Raw genomic sequence first — 16,141 nt, forward strand, 5'->3', positions numbered from 1 at the left:
GGCGTGGCAGCCCTGTGAGGGGAACTTGTCAGAACACAATGTCCTGTGCCGCTTTATCGTGACGAAGCCATCGTGCTGCGCACCCAAAAACTGGGTGAAGCCGATCGCATTGTCACGCTCTTAACCAGAAACAACGGTCGAGTCCGCGCAGTTGCGCGAGGAGTGCGTAAAACTTCAAGTCGAATTGGTGCTCGCCTTGAACCCTTTAGTCATGTTGACGTGCAGTTCTATGAAGGTCGCAACCTCGACAATATTTCGCAGGTAGAAATCATCGATCCGCATGGAGCGCATCTCACCAGCGATTACGGGCGATGGACCACGGCCAATGCGATGGTGGAAACAGCAGAGCGCTTAACTCCTGTCGAACGAGAGCCGTCGGTGCAGCAATACGTGCTCTTGCTTTCAGGACTGCGATCCCTTGTTTCCGGTGAACACGATGCACCATTGATCTTGGATGCCTACCTCCTTCGCTCGCTCTCAATTGCCGGTTGGTCACCATCCTTTGACGAATGCGCACGTTGTGGAACCGCTGGGCCGCATCGAGCCTTTTCGGTCACCGGCGGCGGCATGGTGTGTAGTGAGTGTCGCCCGCCAGGCTCGGCTACCCCTTCCATTGCTGCCGTGGCTCTTCTTGCTGCATTGCTGAGTGGAGACTGGTCCGTTGCTGATTCCAGCGAAGTGAGAGAACGTCGCGAAGCCAGCGGACTTGTGGCAGCCTTCCTGCAGTGGCACCTTGAGCGTGGCTTGAGATCATTGCCCCTTGTTGACCGTGACGATCGAAAGCTTGGTTCATGAAGAAGCAGTTACGCCTGCCACCTGAGCATCCAACGGGTGTGAAGCCACCGAAGTTGCAGTCAGAGTTAATTCCTAAGCACGTAGCGATTGTCATGGACGGCAATGGTCGTTGGGCTAAGGAGCGCGGATTGCCGCGCACGGCTGGGCACGAACAAGGTGAAGCAGCGCTTCTTGATTGTGTGCATGGTGCTTTGGAACTTGGCATTGGTCATATTTCTGCCTATGCCTTCTCAACTGAGAATTGGAAGCGATCACCTGAAGAGGTGCGTTTCCTGATGGGCTTCAACCGTGATGTGATTCGCCGCCGTCGCGATGAAATGAATGAGATGGGCGTGCGTATTCGTTGGGCTGGGCGCCGGCCGAAACTGTGGGCCAGTGTGATCAAGGAACTTGAAGAAGCTGAAGCACTCACAGCAAAGAACAAGAAGTTGACGTTGACCATGTGTGTGAATTACGGCGGCCGTGCTGAAATAGCCGATGCTGCAGCCGCAATGGCGCGCGATGTGAAGTCAGGAAAACTCAATCCGGAAAAAATCGACGAGCGAATGTTTCATCGCTATCTAGATGAGCCGGATATGCCAGATGTTGATCTCTTCGTGAGATCTTCGGGTGAGCAACGCACCAGTAATTTCCTGTTGTGGCAATCTGCGTATGCAGAACTGGTATTCCTTGACACCCTGTGGCCTGATTTTGATCGGCGCCACCTGTGGCATGCGTGTGAAGTGTTTGCTTCACGTGACCGTCGTTATGGCGGTGCAGTGCCAAATCACCTGCCGCCGAAGTAACAGCGGCAAAACTAGCGCGAGCATTGGGCGCAGAGCCCAAAGAGTTCCATAGTGTGGCTTACTTCAGTAAATCCATGGGTAGATGCCACTTCGTCAGCCCAACGCTCAACTGTTGGTCCGGTAATTTCAACGGTTTTGCCACATTGACGGCACACTAAATGGTGGTGATGCACGTTGCTGCATTTGCGATACACCGCCTCGCCATCATCGCTCGTGATGGAATCAACCTCACCGGCATCGGCCAGTGATTGCAAGGCGCGATACACGGTGGTTAAGCCAATAGATTCGCCGCGCCCTCGTAACTCATCGTGAATTTGTTGAGCAGATCGAAAGTCATCAAGGTCAGTGAGGAGTTCGGCAACTGCCGTGCGTTGCTTGGTTTGACGCTGCGGGACACTCATGCCAATTCCTTACGGCGTCGACGAATAGGAACAGCAATGAGTGCCAACACTGCGAAGCAGGCAAGGGCCAAGATCACGATTGCTGGGCCTGGTGGCACTTCAATGTAGAAAGAGCCAGCAAGGCCGGCGATGCTGGCAATCAAGCCGATGACCACTGCGATCACGGCAGTTGATCGAAATGATCGAGTCAGTTGCTGTGCTGCTGCAACCGGAACGATCATGATTGCGCTGACGAGCAGTAAGCCAACAACGCGCATACCAACAACCACGACGATTGCAGCAAGCACAGCCATGAGTGTGCTCATCACGCGAACCTTGATGCCTTGCACTTGCGCAATATCTGGATCAAGGCTCACCGCGAAAAGTTCGCGACCAAAGATTGCCAAAATCACAAGGACTGTCACAGCAAGTGCAATCAACGCCCAGATGTCGCTGGCTGCAACCGTTGAAAGGGAGCCGAAGAGATAGGAGTTCAGTGACGAAGATGCTTTACCTGGAGCAAGGCTCGCGAACAACACGCCGCCGGCGATACCACCGTAGAAAAGCAGAGCGAGTGCAACGTCTCCGGCAGTGCGGCTGCGGTTGCGAATGAACTCAATGAGAAAGGCGCCAAGGGCTGCGGTGACCATTGCAGTGGGGACAGGTGCAGTGCCAAGCAAGAACGCTAAGCCAACGCCCATGAGTGCGACGTGGCCCATGCCGTCACCAAGGAGTGCCAAGCGACGCTGCACGAGAAACACGCCAATGAGTGGCGCAATTAGGCCAACGAGTGCGGCTGCAATGAGCGCGCGCTGCATAAAGTCATATTCGAGAAATGAAATCATGGCTGCATTCCCACCACTGGCGGTGCTTGATCAATGATCGCATCGTGATGATGGTGATGATCGTGCGCGAATGCATTTGGCACTGGGGGAGGGCCGTCGTAACCAACAGAGTGATGCTTGCTGGCACCTAACACGATTGCGCGGGTCACCAGGTGTTCGATGTCATCACATTCATGGGTCACGATGATGATGGTTTTCCCTGCAGCTTTGAGTGCAGCAAGTATCGCAATAAGTGCTGCGACGTTTGCTTTGTCCAAGCCTGCCGTTGGTTCATCCATCACTAACACATCGGCGTTTGTCGCCAAAGCTCGTGCGACAAGTACGCGACGTTGTTGACCACCAGAAAGTGTGTCGAGTCGATCGTGTCGACGACTGAGAAGGTCGACCGCGGTGAGTGCATCAGTAGCCGCCTGCTTTTCAGTTCGTGAAAATGGGCGCCAGCGATTACGTGGGCGAATGTTGCCGCTCATCACGGTTTCCCAAACGGAAACCGGAATGCTGCTGGCCCCTGGCAGGCGCTGTGGAACTAACGCAAGGCGTTGCCAGTCTTTGAAGCGGCGCACCGGGATTCCGAACAGTGAAACTTTGCCGTGATCGATCTGCTGTAGGCCCAAGATGGTGCGCACCAAGGTGGTTTTGCCACTGCCGTTGGGGCCAAGCAATGCAATGAATTCGCCCGCATGGAAATCAAGGGTGACATCTTCAAGGACGTGCTCACCGTCGAATTCAACGCAGAGGCGCTCAATGGAAATGATGGGTTGATTCATGAACACTGCTGCCCAACTTTGAGGGTGGCCAAGTTTTCCTTCATGACACTGACGTAATCGCCGGTGGCGCCAGCGACTAATCCTTCAAGTGGATCAAGCATTGCAGCTTTTGCGCCTGTTTCCGCGGCAATTGTTTCTGCGACCTTTGGGTCAACGAGTGTTTCGTAATAAATGGTGGTGACCTTGTTATCGCGCACGGCCGCAGCAACTTCACGCATACGTGCAGGGCTTGGTTCTGCTTCAGGGTTCAGGCCTGAGATACCAATCTGGGTAAAGCCAAATGCTTTGGCCAAGTAACCGAAAGCATCATGTGACACCACGAGCTTGTCAGATGCACACTTGCCCAGTGCGGTCTTGTAATCACGAGTAAGTGCGGTCATTGCTGTGGTTAATGCCGCGGAACCTGAAGTGAAGGTGGAGGTAGCGGCCGGATCAATAGAGGTGAGTCGCGCTGCGATGGTCTTGCCAATTGCCGACATATTGGCGGGGTCTAACCACACGTGCGGGTCCGCGCCCTCATCGCCAGTCAACATCGCGATATCTGCTGTGACATCTATGGATCGATTTGCTGCTTGCTGCGCAACAGCGTCGTCAACTGCTGGTTGGAATCCTTTGACGTACAGCACGAGATCTGCCGATGAAATTTCAGCCACCTGTGCGGCGCTGAGTTCTAGATCGTGCGGTTCAACGCCGGGCGCGGTCAGGTTGGTAACGGAAACTGCTGAGCCACCAACCTGTGAGGCTGCGTATTGCAATGGATAAAAGGCGGCGACAACGTTGACCTTGCCAGTCGTTGACGAGGCAGACGTATCTGATGAAGAGCAGGCGGCAACGAGGGGTAGACCTAGCAGTAGGGCACTGGCTCCAAGGAGGACGCGGTTTCGCATCCCGCCAATTTAGGCCTTAATGAAAACGATTGTCAATTTCAGTTTAGAAGTTGCCCATGAATTTGAACACCGTGATGCCTGCGGCGGCAAGCACCACGACGAGGCGAATAAAACGTGCTTGCCCTGGCAACACCGGCCAAGCCAGCACGAGCAACCATGCCAAAAACAGTGTCACGATGGAAAGAAAGATTCCGCCGAGCCAAGCCAGATCGCCAGTCTGGATCAAGCCTAAGAAGAGGAAGGCCGCCATCAACACCACGATGATCCACTTGGGCATGCGGGTCAGCATGATCATCAGCGGTAAGGATTTGCGCTCCATCGCGGCGCGGCCTGGAGTACTTGGGCCACGAACACCCTTAGGCAGGTTGCTTGAAGGCTTGGCCATGATTCCTCCGATACATGCCCCACGCGATAGCGTCGAGGGGTGGATCAATTCGTGAGTGACTCTAGTGCGCCCATTCTGGTGGTGATGAACCGCTTTCGGGTGGCAGAACACCAAGCTGAGCAATTTGCGCAGGACTCTCGAGTTGCACTGGCCACCCTGGCCGAAAGCGTGGGATTCATTGACGGGCTCATTGCCCAGTCCACCGATGAAGCTGAATTACGCATGATCACCACACGTTGGGTCAACGTGGGTTCCTACCGACGAGCACTTTCTCGTTTTGAAGTGAAGATGTCGGCCATCCCGCTGTTGAGCACAGCAATAGACGAATCCTCTGCCTATGAAGCTGTGCAGGTAATTGCTAATGGTCAGACCAGTGATGTGACATCAGGGCGCGCTGCTGATGCTGATCAGATCGGGTTAGGACACGCATCAGCCCCGGTGGTTCCACCAATTCTTAGCTAGCCTCGTAGACTCGCCGCACCCGCCGACAACCAGCCGGATTGGAGCGCCAAGGGCGCCCCGGATAAGGAGCGCCTCATGGCCGCCGATCGTGTAGATGCAGTAGTCAACCTTTGTAAGCGACGTGGATTCGTCTTCCCGTCCTCAGAAATTTATGGCGGCACCCGCTCCGCTTGGGATTACGGCCCCAATGGCGTTGAGCTCAAAGACAACGTGCGACGTCAGTGGTGGCAATACATGGTTCGCGGTCGCGAGGATGTTGTTGGTCTTGATTCCTCGATCATCTTGGCTCCTCAAGTGTGGGAAGCATCAGGTCACGTCAACGCTTTCGTTGATCCGCTGACCGAGTGCAAGAAGTGCAACCGCCGCTGGCGTGCCGATCAGTTGATCGAGCAATATGAAGACAAGCACGGCAAGTCACCAGCAAATGGCCTCGCCGACATCACCTGTGCCAACTGTGGCAATAAGGGTGAGTTCACCGAACCTCGCGACTTCAACGGCATGCTGCGCACCGCTGTTGGCCCAGTTGAAGATGCGGGTGCAATTCACTACCTGCGCCCAGAAACCGCGCAAGGCATCTTCGTTAACTACTTGAACGTGATGAATGCAGCTCGCAAGAAGCCACCATTTGGCATTGGTCAAACTGGCAAGAGCTTCCGTAATGAAATTACGCCAGGCAACTTCATTTTCCGTACACGCGAATTCGAGCAGATGGAAATGGAATTCTTCGTCAAGCCAGGAACTGACGAAGAGTGGCAGGAATATTGGATGCAAGCGCGCTGGGATTGGTATGTCGATCTTGGTTTGAACCCAGAAAACATGCGCTTCTTTGAACATCCAAAGGAAAAGCTTTCGCATTACTCAAAGCGCACGGTGGATATTGAGTACCGCTTCCGTTTTGCAGGATCTGAATGGGCTGAACTTGAAGGCATTGCGAACCGCACTGACTTTGACCTCACCACCCATGGTCAGCATTCAGGCACTGATCTTTCTTACTTCGATCAAGAAGCTAACGAGCGCTGGACTCCGTACGTGATTGAACCTGCCGCAGGTTTGACGCGTGCTGTGTTGGCGTTCTTGCTTGATGCCTACGACGAAGATCAGGCACCTAACTCAAAGGGTGGCGTTGATACCCGCACGGTGCTGCGTTTCGATCCGCGTCTTGCTCCAGTGAAGGTCGCGGTGTTGCCGCTCTCGCGTAACGCTGACCTTTCACCAAAGGCCAAGGATCTTGCAGCTGAATTGCGCAAGCGTTGGAATGTTGAGTTCGACGATGCTGGTGCCATTGGCCGCCGTTACCGCCGTCAAGATGAAATCGGAACGCCGTTCTGTGTAACGGTCGACTTCGACACCCTTGATGATCAGGCGGTTACTGTGCGTGAGCGCGACACCATGCAACAAGAGCGCATTGGGCTTGATGCAATCGTGGGTTGGTTGGCTACGCGCCTTCCGTCTTGCTAAACCTTCACACCGGCTAAATGCCGTGATAATCTGCTAATGCTGGGCTGGCCGTAAGGCCCTGGTCCACCCTTTAGGCGGGGATATCCCCCGCCTAATTGCATTTGCGGGGGCGCTCATGCGTGAACTGAGTATCTTCATTGACGAGTCGGGGGACTTCGGCGCGTTTCAGGTTCATTCGCCGTTTTACATTCTCAGTCTCGTGTTTCATGATCAAAGCGATGACATTTCAAGTCACCTAGCGGTTATTCATAAGGCACTGAAGGATCGCGGCTTTCCTGCGGACCATGCAATTCATACTGCTCCACTAATACGCAGGGAGCGTGACTATCGCTGGCTCGATGTGTCGGCTCGCAGATCTATCTTCCGTGTTCTTGTCGACTTTGTGCGCTTATCGGAAGTAACTCACCATTCATTTGTGTTCTCAAAGCGAGAGTTGATGAACTCTGATGGTCTCATCAGTGCGATATCTCGCGAGTTGGGATCAATGATTCAAAGCCAACGCAAGTACTTCAGCGAATGGGACAGAGTCGTCATTTATTACGACAACGGTCAAAAGGAATTAACGAATATCGTCAACAGCGTCTTCAATGCTCATTTGACAAATGTTGAAGTGCGAAAGGTTGTTCCATCGCGTTACACCCTCTTCCAGGCAGCAGACTTGTGCTGCACACTCGCGTTGCTACACAAGAAGATCGAATCGATTGGGCTATCGAGTTCCGAGCGAGATTTCTTTTCAACAGCGACAAGCAGTGCTGAGCGAGCATTGAAAAAGGGATACTTCAAGACGATGAATCGAAGGCTATTTAGAGGCTAATTGCGGGCGTTATCCACGCGATGTGGGGTGTTTTGGGTTGAATTACGTGCGTCGGATTGGGAGGAATGGGCCTTCGTCTGGCACAATTCTCTAGTCGAACCAACGAAGCCTCGTGACGTTCACAGCCCAATTTCCGAACCATTCACGAGGAGACATAGATGTCTGTGTTCAAAGCCGATGGCACCCCTGATTTCAAGGTTGCCGATCTGAACTTGGCCGCATTTGGCCGCGACGAAATCCGCCTTGCTGAGCATGAAATGCCAGGCCTGATGGCAATGCGCAAGCAGTTCGGTGAAAGCAAGCCGCTGAAGGGCGCTCGCATCACCGGATCACTTCATATGACTATCCAGACCGCAGTATTGATCGAGACCCTTGTTGATCTCGGTGCTGACGTGCGCTGGGCTTCATGCAACATTTTCTCAACCCAAGATCACGCAGCCGCAGCAATCGTTGTTGGCCGCGATGGCACCGTTGATAAGCCAAACGGTGTTCCAGTGTTCGCCTGGAAGGGTGAATCACTCGAGGAATACTGGTGGTGCACTGAGCAGATCCTGATGTGGCCAGATGGCAAGGGTCCAAACATGATCCTTGACGATGGTGGCGACGCAACGATGCTCGTGCATAAGGGCACAGAGTTCGAAGCAGCTGGCTTGGTTCCAACGCCCGATGCAAACACTTCAGAGGAATACGCAGTAGTTCTCGAAGTGCTTCGCCGTTCACTCACCGAAGATCCAACTCGCTGGACCGTCATTGGCGCAGGCATCAAGGGTGTAACCGAAGAAACCACCACCGGTGTGCATCGCTTGTACGAAATGATGCGCGAAGGCTCATTGATGTTCCCAGCGATCAACGTCAACGACTCTGTTACCAAGAGCAAGTTCGACAACAAGTACGGCTGCCGTCACTCATTGATCGACGGACTCAACCGCGCAACTGACGTCATGATCGGCGGCAAGGTTGCTGTTGTCTGTGGCTTCGGCGACGTCGGTAAGGGTTCTGCTGACTCACTTCGTGGTCAGGGTGCTCGCGTGATTGTGACTGAAGTTGATCCAATCTGTGCGCTTCAGGCTGCAATGGATGGCTACCAGGTTTCACGTCTTGAAGATGTAATCGGCCTTGCTGACATCTTCATCACTGCCACCGGTTGCTACGACGTGATCAACAAGGATCACATGGCAAACATGAAGCACCAGGCAATCGTTGCCAACATTGGTCACTTCGACAATGAAATCGACATCGCTGGCTTGACTGCAATCCCAGGCATCGTGCGCAAGACCATCAAGCCTCAGGTTGACGAGTGGACCTTCCCAGATGGTCACACCATCATCATGTTGTCTGAAGGTCGCTTGATGAACCTTGGTAACGCAACTGGTCACCCATCATTCGTGATGAGTAACTCGTTCACCAACCAGGTGCTTGCTCAGATCGAGCTCTTCACCAAGCTTGATCAGTACCCACTTGGTGTGTACGTGCTTCCTAAGCACCTAGATGAAATGGTTGCGCGCCTTCACCTTGATGCGCTCGGTGTTGGTTTGACTGAGCTCACCAAGCAGCAGGCCGAGTACCTCGGTGTGGATGTTGCTGGCCCTTACAAGCCGGAGCATTACCGCTACTAAGCACTAAACGAACAGTGTGGCCCGCCTCAGTTACTGAGGCGGGCCACACTCATGTTGCGGGCCTGAATGGCGTGAAGGAAAACCGCCATTTTGAGGTGGAAATTTTTCCCTGGATTGCCTGACGACCGGGCAACCTGCTGTCAACGTTAGCGCTAGTAGCGCTGTTGGAGGTACGTTCACCATCCTGAACTCAGGAGCGGGCACTTGCGCTGTCAGCTCATCGGGCACCGCAAGCGTGGTCACATGGACGTCATCCAATGGTGCAGATTCACCTAGTTCAAACCCAACAACTCTGGCCGCTGGAGCAACACTCACGGTCACGATGGCCACAACGGGCAGTGAAACCATCATCATCTCGAACAACCGTATTTACCGCTATGCATTTACTGTTACAAGCGGTGGTGGCGGCGGCGGATCTTCGTCAGTGCGCTCAACTGTCTCAGCACCAGCAGACGTTATGCAGCAGGTTGGCATGCCCGCAGACGGCAAGTGCTCTTCAATCGTCGATGCAACCTTGAACTGGGCCGGCGTTTCAAGCGGCGGTTGGGGAACTTCATGGGCACAGTGGATGAACGGTGGCAAAGGTGGCGCAGTGTGCAACCGTGCGCTCTTCTACGACCTTCGTTTAAGCAAGTGGGGCGTTCGCGCTTAATCGTTTTACTTCAAGGATCGCGCGCTCACTTCCAACGGGCGCGCGATCCTTCTTTTTTGCACACGACAATCCCGTACTTAGTTGTGTTGATCTTCTTACCTACGTCAGCAACCTTGCAGAACCTGCCCGGGACTGGGCTTGATGCTGCGTGAGCGGGCGCTGCTGCAAGTGAAGTCACAGAAAGTGCGAGAAGTGCTGCAATTGCTGCGCTAGAGATGCGCTTCATGATTCTTTTATCGTCACGATGGATACGTTCTTCCCGCCAGCTTTCGCCTTGGCAGTGGTGATGCTCTTGCCTGGGATGTTTTGATTCGCATCAAAAGTCGAACCGATGCGTGCTTCCATGCCCAGCATGGCCTGAGCCGCAGGGTTGGCCATCACGATTGCGTTTTCGTTCGACACAATCATGATGCCTTCATCCATTGAGGATGCGATCTGGGTAAACGGTTCAGTATCAAGATTATTGCGATCTTGTTTACGAGCTTTTTCGCTGGCATTGGCGCGGTTTATAGCCCGTTCGGTCATTAATGAGAATGTACCGATCAAGATCGTGACAAAGATGGTGATCGCAAGTTCAGCAACAACGAGAACCTTCCAGTTGTCATTAGCTTTTTTGGTCGAGAGGTCTCCACCAAGGTGAGCTGCAGCAATTGAATTACCAAAGTCAGTGTCAGCTAGTTTGTATTCCTTGGTGTTGAGCACTGCTGTCACTGCGCTGCCGTTGTTTGGGCGGGCGAGCGCCGCATTGACCGCCTTCTGAGCAACGTTGGTATAGATCAACATCGCTGCTTGCATCTCTTCAAAGCCCGCTGCATGCTGCGTTGTGATCTTTCCGAAGGCTTCAGTGAATCCTGGATCCAAGTTATCGAGGGATGACTGTAAGTGCTGTCCGGCATCGGGAACGTAGTTCGCTTCGGCAGCAGTGAGTTGGAAGCGAAGCGCATCGCGATTGGCCTCAACGTCCTTCAGGAGCAGGCTTTGCTTTTCATAGCCATGGATAGTGTCGATGGTCTTATTGGACTGGGCAAACCAGAACATTCCAATAATTAAGGGGAGAACAGTGAGCACCACAAAGGTGATGCGTCGACGCACCTGATTGCGTTGGTTGCGTGACGCTGCGTTGCGATCTCGTTTAGCTGCCATCCGACTCACGTGCCTCCCTCGTGGATTTCGGCAGGTTATCCGCTTGAGAGGGCAAGTGGGGCAGTTTTGGGGTGATCCGTAACGATTCGGGAGCAGTCAGCCCCTAGCTCTGGGCTTGGTTGAGTTGAGGTGGCACGATGGAGTCATGACTCCTGTCGCACCACAAGGCTCGCTCGGGAAAGTGCTCGTTGTTGATGACGATGCAGCACTTGCCGAGATGTTGGGCATCGTGTTGCGCCAAGAGGGCTTCACGCCTTACTTCTGCGGTGATGGAGCAAAGGCACTTGACGCATTTCACGCGGTTGCGCCAGATGTGGTGCTGCTCGATGTGATGCTGCCAGGCATGAATGGCATTGCGATTTGTCGAGCAATTCGCAAAGAATCCGGCGTTCCAATTGTGATGCTTACTGCGCGTACCGACACGACTGAAGTTGTTGAGGGCTTGGAATCTGGAGCCGATGATTACATTGTCAAGCCATTCAAGCCCAAGGAACTCGTAGCTCGTTTACGCGTGCGCGTGCGCCATGTTGAAGTCATTCCGGCAGCAGAGCTAGCTATTGGCGATTTGGTGATTGATGTCAAAGCGCACAAAGTCACCCGTGCAGGCGAAGTGTTGTCACTGACGCCACTTGAATTTGATCTTCTTGCCTGCATGGCACGCAAGCCAGATCAGGTGTTCACCCGTCAAGAGTTACTTCATGATGTTTGGGGATATCAGAATGCAGCCGATACTCGCTTAGTGAATGTTCACGTTCAGCGTTTGCGATCAAAGGTTGAGCATGATCCGGAAAATCCGGTGTATGTGCTGACGATCCGTGGCATTGGTTATAAAGCAGGGCCGGCTTGATCTCGCACTTTGATGTGTGGCATCGCATTACCGGTCATCTGCAATGGGCCGCACCGCCATTTCGATGGATGCGAAGCCGGTGGCGCAAGTCATTGCTGTTGCGCATCACCGCACTCACCTTCGCGGCTTCGGTCATCGTGCTCACTGTTTTAGGTTTCTCCCTGCTCAGCAAGGTTTCAACGGGATTGATGAGTACCAAAGAACAGTCATCGCTTTCAGAAGCCTCAGCTGGGCATATTGAGGCGCAGCGGGTAGTTGAAGCAGCCGATGCTGCTCCAACTGCGCCATCACCTGCACGGCTTGTCGATGCGGTGGTGGCAAACCTCGCCTCGCGCAGCGGTTCACCAGCGCAATTCGATGTGTTGTTACTTGCCGCTGTTCCTGGTCAGCTACTTCCAGAGCGTGGCACCAACCTTGTTTCCACTTCAAGTATTGATCCAGGCCTACGAATAGCAATTGCAGAAACCCGTACTCAATCGTGGGCTTATGCACCCATCAACTACATCGATGGCACCACTGTTCCTGGATTAATCGTGGGGTCGCCGCTGCGCATCCCATCGTTGGGAGAGTACGACCTCTTCTATCTCTTCCCACTGACGCAAGAACAACAAACCCTTGATCTTGTTCGTTCATCGGTATTAGTCACAGGCGCCTTGCTGCTGTTGTTGCTCACCATCATCGCGCGAATCGTCACACGGGTTGTAGTGAACCCAGTTCGGCGAGCAGCGCACACCGCGACATTGCTCGCAGATGGCCATTTATCAGAGCGAATGCCGGTGCGCGGTGAGGATGACCTTGCTCAGTTAGCGACAACCTTCAATGACATGGCTGCCAGTTTGCAGCAGCAGATTGGCCAACTCGAAGAGCTATCACGAGTGCAGCAGCGCTTCGTGTCTGACGTATCGCATGAACTGCGTACGCCACTGACCACTATCCGCATGGCTGCGGACCTGATGTTCGAGAATCGCGAGGATTTCGATCCCACGACCGCTCGCGCGGCAGAACTTTTGCAAACTCAGCTCGATCGATTCGAAGAAATGCTGACTGACCTTCTTGAAATTTCACGTTTCGATGCAGGTGTTGCAGTTCTTGAGCTTGAAACTTTTGAACTTGAAGATTTGATTACTCGCGCAATTGAAATTGCTGAACCACTTGCATCGCGAGCGGGAACTCCAATGGAGTTGCTGATCAAATCTGAAACCACTGCAATGACTGGTGATCGACGGCGTATCTATCGTGTGGTCCGCAACTTGCTTGAAAATGCGATCGAGCATGGTGAAGGCAAAAGCATTGAAGTGTCCATTGCCGTGGATGCGGAAGCTGCTGCGATCACTGTTCGCGATCACGGAGTTGGGCTACGCCCAGGCGAAGCAACACTTGTGTTCAATCGATTCTGGCGCGCTGATGCTGCGCGTGCTCGCACGACCGGCGGCACAGGCCTTGGGCTCTCCATTGCTTTCGAAGATGCCCGACTTCATGGCGGTTGGCTGGAGGCCTGGGGTCAGCCAGGTCAGGGAACCTGCTTCCGCTTGACCATTCCTTTGGTGCCAAATGAACCGCTGTCGCATTCGCCACTGCCACTCATTCCTGCGGGATTTGAGGATGACGACTCAGTAAGCGCAACGACGACTACTGGTGTTCGCCTTGAAGAAGTGCGCCTGCCACCTGCAGATGCGTATCGCTTCGGCCCTAAGGCAGGTCAGTGATGCGTAAACAACTTCTGATTGTGGGTGCATTCGCGAGTTCATTGCTGCTGTCCGGCTGTGGCCTGCTGCCGTGGTCGTTAACTGCGCAGGTTCCGACCTCCAGTTCCGTGCAACAGGGCAATGCCAGCGGCGCAGACTCAGATGATCAATTCATTCGTGTCATTCCTCAAGCGCCACGGCGAAATATGACCGCTACGCAACTTGTGCAAGGTTTTTTGGATGCCTCAGCTGCTTCAGAGTCGGATCACTCCGTTGCTCGGATGTATTTGACGTCAGAAGCTGCAGCGGCGTGGGAACCAAAGTCCGGAGTTCAAGTGTTTAAGGGCACCCCAGAGCTCACGTCGGTTGGCACAACAGTCGTCTTCAATGCCCAACTAGAAGGTCAAATCTCCAAGAGTGGCAACTACTCGATTAACCAAAATGGAAAGCAGCTCAATGCAAAGTTCTCACTTGTTCGCGACAATGGCGAATGGCGCATTGCCGCACTGCCTCAAGGGTTAGAGCTTTCAACGGTAGACGTGCAGCGTGCCTATCGCGATCTTTCTGTCTACTTCTTTAATCCTCAGTTCAGCACCTTGGTTCCGGATTCGCGCATGATCGCCGTTCCGGGTGATGGTTTGGCTGCAGGTCTCATGCAGGCGTTGCTTGCTGGGCCAAGTGAGTGGTTGGCGCCAGCGGTCAAGGATGCATTTCCTTTTGGTGTGGGCCTGAATTTTAATCGAGTACCGATTGAAAATGGTGTGGCAACGGTGGATCTCACTGCTGATGCGAGCTTCGCAAATGATGCAGTTCGCCGTGAGATGGCTCAACAGATTGTTTGGACTCTTCGCCAAGTGCCTGAGATCCGTGCAGTCACGATCACTGCAGGTGGTCAGGCGCTGTCCGTCCAAGGTGTGCCCAATCCAATACCTCGCGATCAATGGCCTGAAATTGATCCGTCTGGTCTTGCACAAGGAACGCAAGCGATCGTTTCGAAATGGACGGGTGTTTACCAACTCACTCGCATTGGCACGAGTCGCTTGGCGGGTGTTCCACCAGTTGCGAACTCTGCATTCACTCAAGTAGTCACAAATAAGAGTTCGGGGATGCTTGCAGGGCTCGATGTGCTCGGCCGTGTGTGGAGTACTCCGTTGGATTCAAATCCAACATGGTCAAAGTTGCCCATCACTCAGGTGATTCAGTGGATTGAATTTGACCCTCTTGGTGGTTTGTGGATGCGCGATGTCAATGGTGGCTTACAGGTGTGGGATGCGCCAGGTCCATTGAAATCAATTCGCACAATTGGTCTGCCTGTTGGAGCCAGTGTGGTGAAGGCAGTGCCTTCTCGTGATGGCACGCGAGTCGCGCTTATCGTCCAACGTGGCAAGACAAGCGCGCTGTATTTAGCACGCATTGAACAAGCCATTGATACAGGTAAGCGAGCACTTACTGGGCCTATCCGGATTGCCGGGTCAGTGGGCTCAGTTATTGATGTGGATTGGTCGAGCGCGAATTCCTTGGCGTTCATCGGGCGCAATGGTCCAGGTGCGCTACAAGCCTTCGACGTGGACTTAGCTCTGGGCACACTCGTACCCCAAGGAGGCCCAGATAAGCCGGACGCTATTGCTGCTGCACCTGGTTTACCAGTGTTGGTCTCGGCTAAGGACGGCCTGATCTATCAGTTTGATGCGGGTGCTTGGTCTTCTCGGTTAAACGCTTGGTCGCCGTCTTACCCGAGCTAATTCAGCACTTCCGATGCCGTAATAAATATGTTACGGTTTATGAGGAGGAAGTGATGACTAATAGTCGAGTTTTCTGGAAAGACTTAGAGCAAGACCTGCAAGATCCAGAGTTTGTGCGTGAGTACGTTGCGGAAACCATTCGGATCGCCACTATCGATTCTGTTATGAACGCACTCGAATCCGCGCGCACTACTCTTGGACTGTCCAAGGCAGAGCTCGCTCGAGCCGTGCAAGTGGAGCCGGCAGCGATGCGTCGGATGTTTTCAGTTGAACAACCAAATCCGACGCTTGCAACGCTGTCACAAATTGCTGCGGCACTTGGGATGAGGGTGACTCTCGAACCATTCGATACCGCAGATGAGCGCGCGATCGCTGAACCTTTGAGGAGCGGGCAAGTGAGAGATGTTAAAAGACTGGTTCGTCAACTTGAGGTTTTTCAAAACCGATCACTTTCGCCTTTGCATTCCTAAATAATCGAGCGTGGGTTTTGGTTGAAATATTCCACGCCAAGGTTGCGGATCTGGCGATACTCTCTTTCACTCAGTTTCGTCCGAAACGGTTTGTCTCGCCCATCGATAACAACGAGTAAAGGCATTGTCTGCCCTATGCCTTCGTAATCAAGCAAGCAAAATAGTCTGTAGTGATGTCTCTTTGGGCCACTGAGGCGAATCTCGAACCATCCGCTCATTGATCCTCGCATCGCCTCCCAGTAACCACCTCCTGAAAATTGGTTCGGAGGAGCAGATGCAACTGCGATGAGCACAGCGCGGTTAACTCCATGCAATGGCAATTGAATTTCTGTGTATAACTCCTTGGCAAGCTGCAAGTTTTCCACAGGCAAAAGCAAGTGAATTGAATTTACTGTTGTGATATCTGAT

Annotated in this window: 19 protein-coding genes; 11 read left to right on the forward strand and 8 right to left on the reverse strand. The window is 53.4% G+C overall.

Going from position 1 to position 16,141, the window contains the following annotated elements; genetic code table 11:
- Positions 1 to 45: 45 nt before the first annotated feature.
- Together recO and PHN51_04635 are read left to right on the forward strand one after the other, a co-directional pair.
- Entirely contained in the window at positions 46 to 795 is a 750-nt protein-coding gene (recO, locus tag PHN51_04630; protein ID MDD2818063.1) for a DNA repair protein RecO, read from the forward strand.
- On the forward strand, positions 792 to 1,580 hold the full coding sequence (locus PHN51_04635) for an isoprenyl transferase (protein ID MDD2818064.1): 789 nt from the start codon (positions 792 to 794) through the stop codon (positions 1,578 to 1,580). Before recO ends, PHN51_04635 begins: the two co-directional genes overlap by 4 nt.
- Positions 1,581 to 1,591: 11 nt before the next feature.
- On the opposite strand, the gene PHN51_04640 is transcribed toward PHN51_04635, so the two are convergent.
- The 5 genes from PHN51_04640 to PHN51_04660 are packed head-to-tail and all read right to left on the reverse strand — an operon-like array spanning position 1,592 to position 4,844.
- Positions 1,592 to 1,981, reverse strand: coding sequence for a transcriptional repressor (locus PHN51_04640; protein MDD2818065.1), 390 nt, complete (start codon positions 1,979 to 1,981; stop codon positions 1,592 to 1,594).
- The gene (locus PHN51_04645) at positions 1,978 to 2,805 is read right to left on the reverse strand and encodes a metal ABC transporter permease (GenBank protein ID MDD2818066.1); all 828 of its coding nucleotides are present in this window, start codon (positions 2,803 to 2,805) and stop codon (positions 1,978 to 1,980) included. The genes PHN51_04640 and PHN51_04645 overlap by 4 nt, the downstream gene beginning before the upstream one ends.
- Positions 2,802 to 3,572 carry a metal ABC transporter ATP-binding protein gene (locus tag PHN51_04650; GenBank protein ID MDD2818067.1) on the reverse strand — a complete coding sequence of 257 codons (771 nt, stop codon included), beginning with the start codon at positions 3,570 to 3,572 and terminating at the stop codon, positions 2,802 to 2,804. Before PHN51_04650 ends, PHN51_04645 begins: the two co-directional genes overlap by 4 nt.
- A complete protein-coding gene (locus PHN51_04655) occupies positions 3,569 to 4,459 on the reverse strand; it encodes a metal ABC transporter substrate-binding protein (protein MDD2818068.1) in 891 nt (296 codons plus the stop codon). The genes PHN51_04650 and PHN51_04655 overlap by 4 nt, the downstream gene beginning before the upstream one ends.
- A 43-nt stretch (positions 4,460 to 4,502) precedes the next feature.
- Positions 4,503 to 4,844, reverse strand: coding sequence for a hypothetical protein (locus tag PHN51_04660; protein MDD2818069.1), 342 nt, complete (start codon positions 4,842 to 4,844; stop codon positions 4,503 to 4,505).
- 39 nt (positions 4,845 to 4,883) lie between these two features.
- On the opposite strand from PHN51_04660, the gene PHN51_04665 reads away from it, so the two are divergent.
- The 5 genes from PHN51_04665 to PHN51_04685 all read left to right on the forward strand — a co-directional run bounded on the left by PHN51_04665 (position 4,884) and on the right by PHN51_04685 (position 9,846).
- The gene (locus tag PHN51_04665; GenBank protein MDD2818070.1) at positions 4,884 to 5,306 is read left to right on the forward strand and encodes a hypothetical protein; all 423 of its coding nucleotides are present in this window, start codon (positions 4,884 to 4,886) and stop codon (positions 5,304 to 5,306) included.
- Positions 5,307 to 5,381: 75 nt separating this feature from the next.
- Positions 5,382 to 6,764 (forward strand): glycine--tRNA ligase, encoded by a 1,383-nt coding sequence (locus PHN51_04670; protein MDD2818071.1) that lies wholly within the window; start codon positions 5,382 to 5,384, stop codon positions 6,762 to 6,764.
- A 115-nt stretch (positions 6,765 to 6,879) separates the two neighbouring features.
- Complete coding sequence (locus PHN51_04675; GenBank protein MDD2818072.1) at positions 6,880 to 7,578, forward strand: DUF3800 domain-containing protein; 699 nt, start codon at positions 6,880 to 6,882, stop codon at positions 7,576 to 7,578.
- Positions 7,579 to 7,736: 158 nt separating this feature from the next.
- On the forward strand, positions 7,737 to 9,194 hold the full coding sequence (ahcY, locus tag PHN51_04680; GenBank protein ID MDD2818073.1) for an adenosylhomocysteinase: 1,458 nt from the start codon (positions 7,737 to 7,739) through the stop codon (positions 9,192 to 9,194).
- A gap of 235 nt (positions 9,195 to 9,429) precedes the next feature.
- Positions 9,430 to 9,846: a hypothetical protein gene (locus PHN51_04685; protein ID MDD2818074.1), complete on the forward strand. Its 417-nt coding sequence runs from the start codon at positions 9,430 to 9,432 to the stop codon at positions 9,844 to 9,846.
- Between the two features lie 25 nt (positions 9,847 to 9,871).
- Here PHN51_04685 and PHN51_04690 read toward each other — a convergent pair whose 3' ends face one another.
- Both PHN51_04690 and PHN51_04695 read right to left on the reverse strand, forming a co-directional pair.
- On the reverse strand, positions 9,872 to 10,072 hold the full coding sequence (locus tag PHN51_04690) for a hypothetical protein (GenBank protein ID MDD2818075.1): 201 nt from the start codon (positions 10,070 to 10,072) through the stop codon (positions 9,872 to 9,874).
- The gene (locus PHN51_04695; GenBank protein MDD2818076.1) at positions 10,069 to 10,989 is read right to left on the reverse strand and encodes a PAS domain-containing protein; all 921 of its coding nucleotides are present in this window, start codon (positions 10,987 to 10,989) and stop codon (positions 10,069 to 10,071) included. Before PHN51_04695 ends, PHN51_04690 begins: the two co-directional genes overlap by 4 nt.
- A gap of 145 nt (positions 10,990 to 11,134) precedes the next feature.
- Here PHN51_04695 and mtrA point away from each other — a divergent pair, with 145 nt between their 5' ends.
- From mtrA to PHN51_04715, 4 genes are read left to right on the forward strand one after another with little or no spacing between them, the layout of a single operon-like run.
- Positions 11,135 to 11,836: an MtrAB system response regulator MtrA gene (gene mtrA, locus PHN51_04700; protein ID MDD2818077.1), complete on the forward strand. Its 702-nt coding sequence runs from the start codon at positions 11,135 to 11,137 to the stop codon at positions 11,834 to 11,836.
- Positions 11,833 to 13,542, forward strand: coding sequence for an MtrAB system histidine kinase MtrB (gene mtrB, locus PHN51_04705; GenBank protein MDD2818078.1), 1,710 nt, complete (start codon positions 11,833 to 11,835; stop codon positions 13,540 to 13,542). The genes mtrA and mtrB overlap by 4 nt, the downstream gene beginning before the upstream one ends.
- Positions 13,542 to 15,263 carry an LpqB family beta-propeller domain-containing protein gene (locus PHN51_04710; protein MDD2818079.1) on the forward strand — a complete coding sequence of 574 codons (1,722 nt, stop codon included), beginning with the start codon at positions 13,542 to 13,544 and terminating at the stop codon, positions 15,261 to 15,263. The genes mtrB and PHN51_04710 overlap by 1 nt, the downstream gene beginning before the upstream one ends.
- A gap of 53 nt (positions 15,264 to 15,316) precedes the next feature.
- Positions 15,317 to 15,733, forward strand: coding sequence for a helix-turn-helix transcriptional regulator (locus tag PHN51_04715; protein ID MDD2818080.1), 417 nt, complete (start codon positions 15,317 to 15,319; stop codon positions 15,731 to 15,733).
- Here PHN51_04715 and PHN51_04720 read toward each other — a convergent pair.
- Positions 15,730 to 16,098: a hypothetical protein gene (locus PHN51_04720; GenBank protein ID MDD2818081.1), complete on the reverse strand. Its 369-nt coding sequence runs from the start codon at positions 16,096 to 16,098 to the stop codon at positions 15,730 to 15,732. The two genes, PHN51_04715 and PHN51_04720, sit on opposite strands and share 4 nt — an antisense overlap.
- Positions 16,099 to 16,141 lie beyond the last annotated feature (43 nt).

The sequence above is a fragment of the Candidatus Nanopelagicales bacterium genome (assembly GCA_028687755.1).
GTDB lineage: Bacteria > Actinomycetota > Actinomycetes > S36-B12 > S36-B12 > UBA11398.